Origin of the sequence: Burkholderia sp. Ax-1724 (assembly GCF_011752995.1) — a bacterium.
GTDB lineage: Bacteria > Pseudomonadota > Gammaproteobacteria > Burkholderiales > Burkholderiaceae > Paraburkholderia.
On sequence record NZ_VWWL01000049.1, the window covers coordinates 1 to 12,269 of the forward strand.

Sequence of the window (12,269 nt, forward strand, 5' to 3'; positions counted from 1 at the left end):
TGTGGTGGTTATCGCCGGCTATCCCTACATAGTCTTCTTCCTGTCCCTTTCCCCAGGTGTCTCCCGGAAACTTGACCTCGACGAGCCTCAGCAGGTTCGGCCACTGCGCCATCCCGTCGTGATCGACCGCTCCGCGACCCGGCCACCGGTTGCCCTCGTTCTCGACGATCACCACGTCCGGGCGGCGGACTTCGCCTGCAAGGCTGCCGGGCAGAGGAAACGGGTTCTGGCTGTGACGGCGCCCGGGGATGTCCCCATCGGTCTGACTGAGGAAAGGTATGGGCGGATATTCATTTGTGATCCACGGCCGCATATCAAACGACACCTCGGCCTTATACCGCCAGCAGAACTCATGCTTCCTCTCATCCGCGCGAATCGCCGCGCTCATCGCAATCTGCTTGAGCAGGCTCGTTCCCACGAGGCCATCCGACCTCTGTACCCGGAGTACCTCGGGCCACCACATCGCCGAGCGGATTTTTTCTTCGAGGTAACCCATCGCCTGATGCGGAAGACGGACGTATTTGGGTATGTCCTCCCGAATGGTCACTGTTGTGTCAACGGGAATCATCTGTGCTGCCATAACTTCATGGTCTCCTGTCCGGCTGTTTCATTCAGTAATGTGGTCAGAAAAAACCTCCGTCCCGCCACCCGCGAGGTGCCACGACTCGACTCTGGACTGCTGCCTCGCGGTATTGACCCGCAGTTGCACCGGTTGCGATGCCGGCGCGAACACAGGTATCGTTTCTCCCTTGTCGCCCGTCATGCCACTGAGCGTTCTCCCGGTTGGCAGATGCAACCGGTAAGGATGGCGAACCATGGGCAAGCCGCTTTTCTGATCGAGCAGGACGTACCGCGCCTGATAGTCGGGCCTGAAAGTCTCGAGTGGCCGCGGCATGGAGTCGGGCCCCGTCTTGCTCCACCTCGCGCACTTTTCGAGAATCGTGCCTGTCGTGCCGTTTGTGATGCCGTTGCCGTTGATCTGGATGTACGAGCCGCGCGAGCCGATCCAGATTTCCCTCGCCGCCTCGATGACGATCTTTCCGTCGGTGCTGGTGATGATGAGGTCTTTCAGCGCGGCGAGCGCCATCTGGTCGTTCTGTGCCTGAATCTCGACCTTGCCCTTTGCCGCAAACAGCCGGATGCCGAATTGCGCCGCCACGAACGAAATGGCGCCGCGCACCGACGCAAATAGCGAACGGCCCGACACGATGCTGACGTCGCGCCCCGCCGTGACGGCATGATCGTTCTGGCTTGCCAGATGCGTGCTGTCGGCGGCCGTTGCGGCCAGACCCGCCGCGCTCGCGAGTACGAGGTCCGGCCGCGTCATTTCCGGCGACGGGTAGGCCGCGCTTTTTGCGCCACCTCTGATCGCGTCGTTCTGCGCCTTCATGCCGGCGGTCACATCGCACGGGTTCATCTGCGCGTCCTGCGCCTTGTGCCGTTGCGCCAATCGCGCCATGTCCTCATGCTGCTCGCGCGCCTGCCGCAGACGCTGCACCGTTTCGCCCATGTCCTTCATGGGTGCGTCCGCGCCCGCACGTGTCTCGGTCGTAAGTAGCATGCCGCGATTGGCGCGTGCCACGCCATGCGCTTCGGTCGCCAGTTCAAACCCTTCGCCGCGTGCCTGGGCCCGTCCGCGGTTGCCGTCGATGCGCGTATTGCTGCCGAGTACCAGCCGCGAGTTCGCATGATCGCTCGTCACCTGCACCTGGAGTTTGCCGGGCGTGTCGTCGGTCACGACGCTGTTGGCCCCGAGGCCTTTGAGGTCCCGGCTGCGCCAGCCCGTCAGCGCCTGGTTCTTCGGCAGTTCCCATGGCGGCAGCTGCGTGCGGTTCACCATGCGGCCGGATATATAGGGCTTGTCCGGGTCGCCTTCGTGGTAACTGATGGCGACCTCCTGACCCACACGCGGCAGCGCGGCAAACCCGTACTCCATGCCCTGCCAGGGCGACACCGCGCGCACCCAGCAGCTCGCCATGCTGTTGCGCTCGCTGAGCCGGTCCCAGACGAAGCGGACCTTCACCCGCGCATGAGCGTCCGGCCAGATCGCATAGTTTGTCGGTCCGGTGACGATCGCCGTTTCCGTGCCGCATTGAGGCTTCTTCTTCAGCCGGTTGCGGTAGAAACGGTTGGCCGGGTGCAGTTCGAACCGGGTGATACACCGGTATGGCTTTTCGTTGCCGCTGGCCTCGTCGTTGTCGCGGATATCGAGCGTCAGGGCGCTCACGAGGTATTCGGCATTGGCGGTCTGATCCGGATGGCCTTCGAGGTGGAAGGTATGCCCGATAGCCAGACCGCGCAGGTTGCCCCGGCCCTGGGCCGTGAGACTGCGCACACGCAGTGCATCGGCGCGCACGTTCGCCAGGTAGCGAGCCTCGTCCTCGATGTCGTTCGGCGTTCCCGACAGTCCGCCCGAACCCGCCAGCGGTTGCGAATAGTCGCCCCAGTCGTACTGCTCGGTGTCGGCATAAGGCAGGTTGTCGTAGCGGTTCAACGGATCGGACAGCAGGATTCGGCCGAGGCGCGTCGGATCGTAGTCGGTGAGGGTGACGGTGCCCGCCGTCAGCGCGCGCGAGACCTCGAACCTGTGGATATGCTCCTCGTCGATGCGTGCGCCGTCGGGTGCCTGATACCGGATCGTGTCGTACATGTTGTGATGCGCGTGATAACTGCCGGGCGAATCACACAGGACCAGCGTCGGCCCTTCCATGAAAAACGTGATGCCCCATTCGCGCCATATCCGGCGCAGGAACGCGAAATCGCTCTCCCACATCTGCCGCACGTAGTCGCGTTTCGGCCAGCCTTGGGCCAGTCCCGGCGCGCCAAGGCGATAATCGACCGGATACGGATAGGCATCGAGCACCTGTCTCGTGATCTCGGCGATATTCATGTTCCTGAAAATGCGGCTGTCGCGGTTCAGTGTCGCGAGCCACAGCCATGGACGTATCGTCATGCGGTAGTAGGCATGACGCGGGTCCTCTCCGGCGAGTGCCATGTCCGTGATGAGGCCGGTGATCTCGCGCGAGCCGGCTCCCTTATTCGGGAGACCGCTCTCGCCCGGCAGGCCCGCAACGAAAGTTCCTTTGCCATCGAACCGGATCGACACGCTGACTTCGCGGCCCACGAGTTCGTCGGGTCTAATCATCGCGCGTGCCGCGGTAGCGCGCAGTGTCGGCGTATCGCGAGTCTTCAGTTTCACCGAGTATTCGTAGAGCTTGCCCAGCTTTTCGATGCCTTGCAGGCTCACCGGAAACACCACGGGCTCACCGTTCCACACGGGTAGGACCTTGCCCGTGAGGGCAAGTGTGCGGACCTGTTGCGGCGTGTACATCGGTTCTCTCCGGTGGTGGATAGGGCGCAGGCAAACGTATCGGCGCACCGAACGTATGACCTGCGATCGTTTTCCATTTCTCGGGGAAACGCAACGGCACGATGCCGCAAATCGGGCAGGGATATCTGTACTGCGAATAGATTTTTAAATTCCTGAAACGCTTTGAGACGCCCTGCCCTCGTGACTTCCGCCGCCTGACCGTGCGAAGCAAGTCTGTGCCCGGGACCGCGATCCGCCAGATGCTGAAATTGTCAGAAATCCTGAAATTTTGAAGTTCGGGAGAGCCGCGTGGCAATGCCGAATATCAATGGACAGACAGCGAGGGGCGCTGTGCCGCCGAGATGTCGTTGCTATGGGTGCGGTGTTGCGACCTCGGCATGGCGGGCGGCAAGTTCGGCTGCGGCTTGGCTATCCGCGGTGCGCGCGTGTCGTGCAATGCGGCTATTGCCAGAGCGCGCAACTGATGGCGGCCTGCGCGCTGCTCAAGCACAAGCCGAATCCGAACGATGCGGATATCGATGCGGCGATGACGCCGGTGGTGTGCCGTTGCGGCACGTATCCGCGGGTGCGGGCGGCGATTCATCTGGCGGCGCGGCGGATGGGGTAGGGCGGGGTAAGGCGGGACAAGCCGCACCGCACCCGCCTCACTCAACTGGCGACCGAACCTCCTCCACGATGGCGATGATCACCGTGAAGATGCCGATGCATCCCCCAAGCGTCGCCGCGCCTTGCAGGCATGCCGACATGACGTGACCGCGTAGCGAATCGCGGTGTCCGGTATTCAGGGTGCCTTGCCCGCCGAGGTTGTCGTCGCCGGCATGGCCGCCGCCTTCGCCGCGACAGGCGTCGCCTTCAGCTGCGCCGGCGTTTCGCCCGGCGTGCTCTGCCCGCCGACCTCCCAGCCACCGCCCAGCGACAGGAACAGATTGACCTGATCGACTGCCACCTGGCCCTCGGCGCCCGCGAGTTGCGACTTCGCCGCCGTCAGCGTGCGCGTCGCGTCGAGATCGGAGATGAACGACTCGCGGCCCGCGAGATACAGCCGGTGCGTTTCATCCGCCGATTGCGCGGCCGACTTCAGCGCCGCGCGCAGCGAATCGGCGCGCGCGTAGTCGGAGGCGTAGGTCGCGAGATTGGTCTCGGTTTCGCGCAGCGCGTTCAGCACCACACCGTCGAACTTCGCGAGCGCGACCTGGCTCGACGCCTCGGCTTCGCGAATGCGGCCGCGCGCGCCGTTGGTCGGGAAGGTCCAGCTAATCAGCGGACCGAAGGCCCAGCGCCCGGTCGGCGAGGTACCGATGTCTTCGAGAATGCCCGTGAAGCCCGTCGATGCGCCGATGCTCACGCTCGGATAGAGCGCCCCGGTCGCCACGCCGATACGTGCCGTCGAGGCCGCGAGCTGACGCTCGGCTTCGTGCACGTCGGGGCGGCGGCGCAGCAGCGCGGCGCCGTCGCCGATCGGAATCGGCTGGCTGAGTTGCGGCAGCCGATCGCAGGCGAGCACGGCCGGCGGTAGATCGGACGGCGCGCGCGCGAGCAGCGCCGCGAGCCGGTATTGCGCGATCTTGCGGCGCGCCGTGTAGCGCGGGATATCGGCCGCGAGGTTGTCGACCTGGGTCTGACCGCGCGTGACTTCGGTCTGATTGCCGCGGCCCGCGTCGCGCAGACGGCGCGACACGTCCACGCGCTGCTTCTGCAACGCGAGCGATTGCTGGGCGATGCGCAACTCCTCGGCCGCCGAGCATTGCTCGACGTACGAGCGCACGACGTCGGCGACCACGGTGATGCGCGCGAGGTCGCCCGCGGCTTCGACGGCTTCGGTGTCCGCCGCGGACGCTTCGACGCCGCGGCGCAGCTTGCCGAACAGATCGATTTCGTACGAGATGCTGATGCCGAGGTCGGCTTCGTTGGCGACCGGCAGTTTCTCGAAGAGCAGGTATTGCTCGGCCGATTCCTGTGCGCGTTCGACCGCTGCCGACGCCTTGCCCGAGAAGCCGCCCTGCGCCTGCGCGACGCCGAGCGCCTCGCGTGAGCGCGCGAGATTCGCGGCCGCGACGCGCAGATCGGTGTTCGACTTCAGCGCTTCGTCGATGAGGCCGTTCAGCACCGGATCGTCGTAGAGCTTCCACCAGACCGTCGGCGTGTTGAGGGTCGAGGTCAGGGTGGGGTCGGCGCCTTCGAGCGCGCCTTTGGCGAGCGGCGCGTTGACGAGCGCCTGCTTCGGCAGCGTGTAGTCGGGGCCGACGTTGATGCAGCCGTTCAGCGCGACCGCCAGCGGCAATAGCGGCAACAGCGGGAGCCATGGCCGCAGCGGCAGGCGCGGCGCCAGTGAGGGCAAGGGGCGCGCGAATTTCATTGCGACGCGCCCGACGCAGCCGCGGCCGACGCGGCGGAACCGGCCGCCACGGCCGAACCGGGCGCCACCGGCGCGGCCGAAGCCGCCACCGTGCCCGACGCTCCCGCCGCACCCGACACCGGCTGCCTTCTGACCGGCGACAGATCGCGCACCGACACCGTCGCGGTGCGGCCCGCGATCATGCGGAAGTCGGCAGGCACTTCGTCGAGCGCGATGCGCACCGGAATGCGCTGCGCGAGCCGCACCCAGCTGAACGCCGGGTTCACGTTCGGCAGCATATTCGAGCCTTGCGTGCGGTCGCGGTCCTCGATCCCGGCGACGATGCTCTGCACGTGGCCACGCAACGGCGTCGGCTCGCCCATCACGGTGATGTCGACCGGCTGGCCGATGTCGATGCCGCGCAGCTTGGTTTCCTCGAAGTAACCGTCGACGCGGAACGAGTGCATGTCGACCACCGCCACCACCGGGCGGCCCGCCGCGACGAATTCGCCGGCGCGCGGCGCGCGGTCGTTCAGATAGCCGTCGACCGGGCTTTTGATCGTCGAGCGTTCGAGGTTCAGCTTCGCGGTGTCGATCGCGACGTCCGCGTCGGCGAGCGCGGCCTCGCCCGCATCGACGCGCGAGCGGCTTTCCTCGAGCACTTCGGCCGCGACGAGATTGCCGAGCTGGCGATTGCGCGCGTATTCGCGGCGCGCCTGGTCGAGCGTGGCGCGGCGTTGCTGCGCGGTCGCTTCGGCCTGGCGCAGCGCGAGCGCGTAGCGCGCCTGATCGATCACGAACAGCACTTGGCCTTGCTTGACCTGCTGGTTGTCCGTCACCTCGACCGACGAAATCAGCCCCGAGATATCGGGCGCGACCTGGATCACGTCGGCGCGCACGTGTCCGTCGCGGGTCCACGGCGCGAACATGTAATAGGCGACCAGCTTCCACAGCACGAGCGCGGCCACCACGACGACGATCAGGGTCAGCAGGATCTGACCGAGCGAGAACCAGGTTTTTTTCACGTTATTAGTCTGTGCGAAACGACGACGACAAGGCCCAGCACCAGCACGTAGATGCCGAGATCGAAGATGGAGCGATGCCACACGAAGCGGTAAAAGCCGACGTACGCGAGCACCGTGCGGATGACGAGGTTGATCAGGTAGGCGATCAGCATCAGCACCAGCACGGACGGCACGAACACGCCGAAGATATCGATTTCACCGATCATCGCGGGAACTGGAAAAGAGTGGGAACGGGCTGCCGGAAGCGGAGGCGCGCATCATGCGGAAGCCTCCGGTTCGGTCGGCGTCGGCTTCGTGAGCGTGGCCGGAAACAGCGAAAGACGCAAGCCGACGAGCGCGTGCAGCGCGTCGCGCAACTGGCGCGCCGAGGTCGGCGAGGTTTCGGTCGGCGCGGCGGCATTCGCGAGCCCTTGCGCGGTGACGCGCGCGACCGCCGCGTCGATCGACACCATGAGGCTCTGCGGCACCGGCTCGCGGCGGCGCCGCTCGACGCAGCTCTCGTAGTAACTGCGTACGCCGTCGAGAACGTGCTCGATCGCGCCCGGCACTTCGCCGCCGAGCTTGCGCGTGGCGCGGCGCAGATCGATCGCGTTGAACGCGATGCGCAGATCGCGGAAGCTCTCGATCGACGGATGACGGTGCTCGTCGGTCGCGGCGAGGCGCGGGATCAGTTGCATCAGACGGTCGAGCATGCGTGCGGCGAGATTGCGCGGGTCTTCGATCGGCGTCGTCGACGCGGTCAGTGCGACGTCGGCCCAGTTCGAGCGCAGCAGGCGCGAAGCTGCGAATTCGGCGCCGAACGGACGCGTCACGCGGGTCCACAGATACGCGTAGAGCAGGCCGGCGAGGCCCGCGAGATTGGCGTTCACGAAGGTGAGAAAGTTAGCCTCGTAGGCGCCCTGAATGCTGATGAAGGTCGCCGTGTTCACCGCGACGAGCACCGTGACCATGTTGAACTGCGGGCGCGGAATCAGCGTGCCGACGAGGATGAACGGCCCGGCGAACAGGATCACGAGCATCGGGAAGTCGTGCACGTGCGGCAGCACCGCGAACAGATAGACGCCCGCCGCGAGCACGCTGACCGCGGTCGCGAGGAAGAAACGGAACACCATCGGCGCGGGTTCGTCGAGCGCGGCGAAGAAGCAGCAGGCCACCGCCGCGAGCGTTACCGCGCTGGCGCCATCGTTCCAGCCCGAGCCGATCCACAGGCTGCACGCGAGAATCACCGCGAGCCCCGCGGACACGGTCGCGAACAGCATGATGCCGCGGTCGTAGAAACGCTCGGTGCCGCCGAGCCGCCAATGACGGAAGTGCGGCCGCCACGAACCTTCGTCGCGCGCGATGATGATGCGCAGCGAGCGGCAGTCCTGCCATACGTCGATAACCTGCCTCAGACGCCATAGCGCGTTCGAGAGCAGCGCGCCGTCCCAGTGCGCGAGCGCGGCCGCGGGCGGACGCAGCGCCGCGATGCGCTCGCGCAGCGCGTTGGCGGTTTCGTCCGGGTGATAGCCCTTGCTCGGCGCGGGCAGCGGCTGGTTGAACCACTTGATGACGTCTTTGAGCAGCGCGTCGAGTCCTTCGGGCCAGCTGTGCTGGCCGTTGTGGTAGAGCGCGAGCAGCGGGTCGGCGAGCGACGACATGATCGGCAGCAGCAACTGCATGCGTCCGCGCAGTTCGTGTGCGCGCGCGAGGATGTCGGGCCGCGTGTGATCGTAGGCGAGCTGGCTCAGCAGCAGTTCCAGACCGTTGATCGTGCTCGCGAGCCGCTGCCGCGCGCCCGAAATCGCCGCGCTCGCGATGCGGCCCGACAGCGTTTCGGTCGCGTAGAACGCGGCGTCGCGAAACCATGCGTCGGTGCGCTCGATGATGGTCGGCGCGAGCCGGCTCGGAAACAGCGCACTGCCGACGATGCTCGCGCAGACGATGCCGACGAGGATTTCCTCGGTCCGGCTGACCGCGAGATCGAACACGCCGGTGGGATTCGTCACCGAAGGCAGCGCGATGATCGGCATCGTGTAGGCCGCGAGCATGAACACGTAGCTGCGCGCGGTGCGGTCCGATACCGCGAGGTAGAGCATCGTGCCGGTCCAGAGCGCGACGACCACGCTGAACAGATACGGCGATTCGACGAACGGCGGCACGAGCAGCACCGCGCCCGCCGCGCCGAGCGCAGTGCCGAGCGCGCGATAGAGTGCCTTCGAGCGGGTCGCGCCGACGAACGGGTTCGACACGATATAGACGGTGGCCATCGCCCAGTACGGCCGCGGCAACTGGAACGCGAGTCCGATGTAGAGCGCGAGCATTGCCGCGAAGAACGTCTTGACCGAGAACAGCCAGTCGCGAAAGGAAGGGTAGGCCATAGACCGTTACGCGGCCCCGGCGTTGTGTGGCGCCGTTGCGCGGACGCCGCGTTTGGTGGGCTTGCGTGCCTTGACCGTACCGTGCGCCTTGCCGGCGCCTGGGGCCGCGCTCTTGCCGGTCTTGCCGAGTTTGACGGCGAGGGGTTCGCGCCGCGCGGGTTCGCGTTTGAGCGGCGACGTGGTGCGCTTGGCCGCGGCGCGTTCGAGCGGCGCGCGGGTGCCCGCTGCAGGTCCGGCCGTTGCGCCGCGTTGCGGCGGCTCGGGCTTCGCCGCCGCTTCGGCGTCGAGCTCGGCGCGGCCGCTGGCATCCGTCGTGAACGCATCGAGCACGCGCAGCGTGGCTTCGAGATCGTCGCGCGACAGGCCCTTGAGCGCCTGGGCGCGCAACGTGACCAGCTCCTCTTCCATCTTCGCGGTGACGGCGCGGCCTTCGTCGGTGAGCGCGACGGTTTTGGCGCGGCGGTCCTCGGGATCTTCCTCGCGGCGCATCAGGCCCGCTGCGCATAACTGATCGAGCAGCCGCACGAGCGAAGGGCCTTCGATGCCGATGTGATCGGCGAGCGTAACCTGGCGCACTGCCGAACCGAGCCTGCTCGCGGTCAGAAGCGGGGTCGCGCACGCTTCGGAGACGTTGAAGGCCGCCAGCACGCCATGACTCGTGCGCCGCCACTTTCTGGCGGCGACGACCAGCGTGCTGCTGACGGTGCGGCGCAGGGTATCAAGATTCGGCATGGCAGGTATTGTATTTCCTTGATATTCGTTAGCAAACTATTGAATCGGAAATTCGCGCCGTGCCGGGAGAGTCTGCGGCGCGAATGCGACAGTCGCGTTAAACGGAGGGGGACGGGACGTGTTTCCGATGGTGTCGGATGCGGCGGCGGGGCTGCCAGCAGGGGAGCGAAGCCGTATGTTTCGCATGCCGCGTTCGCGTCAGCGAGTGGCGGCTGGCCACCATGTCCAGCCGCGCCGCGAGTGGCGCAATTCGACGACCGACAGCGGAGCGATCTCGATGCGAGGAAATACCTGTGCGGATGCGCCGAGCGCATGCACGATGGCGGCTCGCAGCAGCGGCGCGTGCGTGATGGCGAGCACCGTGTGTGTTTGCGGCGATGCGGCTGGCGGTGCCGGGTTTGCCGCGTTGCATGTCGATGCCGATGTCGTGGGTCCGTCCGGTGCGTCGAGCCATGCGCCGATCCGTTGCACGAGCTGGCTGAACGATTCGCCGCCGGGCGGCGCGGTGTCGGCGTCGCGAGTCCACGCGGCGAGTTGCAAGGGCGCTTCATTGGCGAGATCCGCGAGGCGCTGGCCGCGCCAGTCGCCGTAGTCGATATCCGCTAGCGCTGCGGCGGGTGTGGCGTTCAGGCCGAGCGCCGCAGCCGTATCGCGCGCGCAGGCAGCCGGGCTCGTGAAGACGCGAGCCTCGTGCGCAAGTGCCAGACGGGCGCGCGCCGCTTGCGCTTCGGCGGTGCCGCGCGCGTCGAGCGGGTCGTCGGAAGGGAAGCGGCCGGCGCGTTGCGAGGCCGTCGCCGCGTGGCTTATCAGTAGCAGTCGCGTATCCATTCTGTGCTTTCCCGATGCTGCCGTTTGTCCACGCGAGCTTGCAAACGTGGCCGAAGCTTTCATGAAGGCCGAAGTTTAGCGCGTAGAATAAGGGCTCCGCGAAGCATGGAAGCCGGTGAGAGCCCGGCGCGGTCGCGCCACTGTAATCGGTTTGCAAGCAAGAGCCGAAAGCCAGACCTGTGCTTCGCACCATTCCTATGTCATCGACTTTCGGGGCGCGTTACCCCCAGGAGATATCCATCATGGCCGAAGCCGTTTTCGATCCCGCCGCGCAACCTGCGGCCGAGCCTACTCCGATTCCTTTGCGCGAACTGCTGCCGTGGGTGGTATTCGGCGGTTTGCTGCTGTTGCTCGCGCTTTATTTCGTTGGTGCGGAAGAGGGGGCTACTTCGCTGGTCCCCGGCATGTACGTGCATGAGTTCGTGCACGACGGCCGCCATCTGCTTGGCTTTCCCTGCCACTAACGGAGTCCGACATGGTTGGCAAATTACTGGTGCGCGGGATGCTCGCGGGCATTGTCGCGGGCTTGCTCACATTCAGCTTCGCGAGACTCGCGGGTGAGCCGCAGGTCGATCAGGCTATTTCATTCGAAGAAAAAGCGGCGGCCGCACGCGGCGAAGCTCCCGAGCCCGAACTTGTGAGCCGCGAAACGCAGGCGGGTCTCGGTCTGCTGACCGGCGTCGTGACGTATGGTGCGGCGTTCGGTGGTTTGTTCTCGCTTGTGTTTGCGTACGCCTATGGACGGGCGGGTGCATTGAGCGTGCGCGCGTTGTCCGCATGGCTCGCGCTCGGCGCCTTCATCGCGCTCGTGATCGTGCCGAATATCAAGTATCCGGCGAATCCGCCATCGGTCGGCGATCCCGAGACGATCGGCATGCGCACGGGGCTGTTCTTCCTGATGATCGCCATTTCGCTCGTGACGATGGTGTTTGCGCTGAAGGTGCGCCGCCGCGCGGTTGCGAAGCTCGGCGCGTGGAATGGCTCGATCGTGGCAGGCCTGGTGTTCGTCGCGATCATCGCGGCCGTGCAGTTGTCGATGCCGGTCATCAATGAAGTGCCCGCCGCTTTCCCGGCCGTGCTGCTGTGGAAGTTCCGCGTCGTCGCGATCGGCATGCAGGTGATCATGTGGGCGACGATCGGGTTGCTGTTTGGCGCGCTGGTCGAGCGCAGTGCATTCATGCGTACGAATGCGCGCGTAACGATGAGGTCGGCCTGAGATTGAAGGCAATGCATGACCGCGAAAGCGGTCATGCTTCGCGCGCAACGCGCAAGAATGGTTTTACTTCAATGACTTGGCGTAATTGTGGAGTGGTTATCCACAGGCTTGCGAACATTTTCTGTGGAAAAGCTCCTCAGGTCGCTTTTCGCCAATTACCTAATCTTCTAATCCATGTTCTTTGCTTCTCCCGGTGCAAATTAAATCGGATGGCTAACTAATTTGAATTCGATGCCATGGTGCTCGATTTTTAAGCTCTTCGATTTTTTTAAAAGAAATTGTGAGAAGGGTCTTGACGTGATGCGGGGCGGTCAGCATAATCTCGTTTCTCTGCTGCAGACGCAGCGACGCGAACGAAGCGGTGCCGGGTGGTTTGGGTGCTGTGAGTTTGTGGACTGATCTTTAAAAACCAACAGCCGATAAGTGTGGGCGCTTGATGCGG

General features: G+C 65.3%; 10 protein-coding genes, 1 pseudogene and 1 riboswitch. Of the genes and pseudogenes, 3 read left to right on the forward strand and 8 right to left on the reverse strand.

Going from position 1 to position 12,269, the window contains the following annotated elements; genetic code table 11:
* Positions 1-580: VRR-NUC domain-containing protein (locus F3J19_RS32080; RefSeq protein ID WP_167050483.1), on the reverse strand; the 580-nt coding region annotated here is incomplete at its 3' end.
* Between the two features lie 27 nt (positions 581-607).
* Positions 608-3,331, reverse strand: a complete 2,724-nt coding sequence (tssI, locus tag F3J19_RS32085) for a type VI secretion system tip protein TssI/VgrG (protein ID WP_167050485.1) — start codon at positions 3,329-3,331, stop codon at positions 608-610.
* A 341-nt stretch (positions 3,332-3,672) separates the two neighbouring features.
* Between tssI and F3J19_RS32090 the strand changes: the two are divergent.
* Positions 3,673-3,938: pseudogene (locus F3J19_RS32090) on the forward strand (2Fe-2S iron-sulfur cluster-binding protein).
* Between the two features lie 174 nt (positions 3,939-4,112).
* Here F3J19_RS32090 and F3J19_RS32095 read toward each other — a convergent pair.
* The 6 genes from F3J19_RS32095 to F3J19_RS32120 all read right to left on the reverse strand — a co-directional run bounded on the left by F3J19_RS32095 (position 4,113) and on the right by F3J19_RS32120 (position 10,611).
* Entirely contained in the window at positions 4,113-5,687 is a 1,575-nt protein-coding gene (locus tag F3J19_RS32095; protein WP_167050487.1) for an efflux transporter outer membrane subunit, read from the reverse strand.
* A complete protein-coding gene (locus F3J19_RS32100; RefSeq protein WP_167050489.1) occupies positions 5,684-6,691 on the reverse strand; it encodes an HlyD family secretion protein in 1,008 nt (335 codons plus the stop codon). Before F3J19_RS32100 ends, F3J19_RS32095 begins: the two co-directional genes overlap by 4 nt.
* Positions 6,688-6,897 (reverse strand): DUF1656 domain-containing protein, encoded by a 210-nt coding sequence (locus tag F3J19_RS32105; protein WP_167050491.1) that lies wholly within the window; start codon positions 6,895-6,897, stop codon positions 6,688-6,690. The genes F3J19_RS32100 and F3J19_RS32105 overlap by 4 nt, the downstream gene beginning before the upstream one ends.
* A gap of 51 nt (positions 6,898-6,948) precedes the next feature.
* On the reverse strand, positions 6,949-9,051 hold the full coding sequence (locus tag F3J19_RS32110; RefSeq protein WP_167050493.1) for an FUSC family protein: 2,103 nt from the start codon (positions 9,049-9,051) through the stop codon (positions 6,949-6,951).
* A 6-nt stretch (positions 9,052-9,057) separates the two neighbouring features.
* The gene (locus F3J19_RS32115; RefSeq protein ID WP_167050495.1) at positions 9,058-9,783 is read right to left on the reverse strand and encodes a MarR family transcriptional regulator; all 726 of its coding nucleotides are present in this window, start codon (positions 9,781-9,783) and stop codon (positions 9,058-9,060) included.
* Between the two features lie 198 nt (positions 9,784-9,981).
* Positions 9,982-10,611 (reverse strand): histidine phosphatase family protein, encoded by a 630-nt coding sequence (locus F3J19_RS32120; RefSeq protein WP_167050497.1) that lies wholly within the window; start codon positions 10,609-10,611, stop codon positions 9,982-9,984.
* 56 nt (positions 10,612-10,667) lie between these two features.
* Positions 10,668-10,811, forward strand: a riboswitch (cobalamin riboswitch).
* Between the two features lie 42 nt (positions 10,812-10,853).
* Here F3J19_RS32120 and F3J19_RS32125 point away from each other — a divergent pair.
* Together F3J19_RS32125 and F3J19_RS32130 are read left to right on the forward strand one after the other, a co-directional pair.
* Positions 10,854-11,075, forward strand: coding sequence for a CbtB-domain containing protein (locus F3J19_RS32125; RefSeq protein ID WP_167050499.1), 222 nt, complete (start codon positions 10,854-10,856; stop codon positions 11,073-11,075).
* 11 nt (positions 11,076-11,086) lie between these two features.
* Positions 11,087-11,827 carry a CbtA family protein gene (locus tag F3J19_RS32130; RefSeq protein ID WP_167050501.1) on the forward strand — a complete coding sequence of 247 codons (741 nt, stop codon included), beginning with the start codon at positions 11,087-11,089 and terminating at the stop codon, positions 11,825-11,827.
* Positions 11,828-12,269 lie beyond the last annotated feature (442 nt).

Excerpts from the sequence above, each read along its gene's own strand:
- F3J19_RS32125 (WP_167050499.1), top strand. The coding sequence starts at position 10,854 with ATGGCCGAAGCCGTTTTCGATCCCGCCGCGCAACCTGCGGCCGAGCCT.
- F3J19_RS32120 (WP_167050497.1), bottom strand. The coding sequence starts at position 10,611 with ATGGATACGCGACTGCTACTGATAAGCCACGCGGCGACGGCCTCGCAA.
- F3J19_RS32105 (WP_167050491.1), bottom strand. The coding sequence starts at position 6,897 with ATGATCGGTGAAATCGATATCTTCGGCGTGTTCGTGCCGTCCGTGCTG.
- F3J19_RS32115 (WP_167050495.1), bottom strand. The coding sequence starts at position 9,783 with ATGCCGAATCTTGATACCCTGCGCCGCACCGTCAGCAGCACGCTGGTC.
- F3J19_RS32130 (WP_167050501.1), top strand. The coding sequence starts at position 11,087 with ATGGTTGGCAAATTACTGGTGCGCGGGATGCTCGCGGGCATTGTCGCG.
- F3J19_RS32095 (WP_167050487.1), bottom strand. The coding sequence starts at position 5,687 with ATGAAATTCGCGCGCCCCTTGCCCTCACTGGCGCCGCGCCTGCCGCTG.
- tssI (WP_167050485.1), bottom strand. The coding sequence starts at position 3,331 with ATGTACACGCCGCAACAGGTCCGCACACTTGCCCTCACGGGCAAGGTC.
- F3J19_RS32110 (WP_167050493.1), bottom strand. The coding sequence starts at position 9,051 with ATGGCCTACCCTTCCTTTCGCGACTGGCTGTTCTCGGTCAAGACGTTC.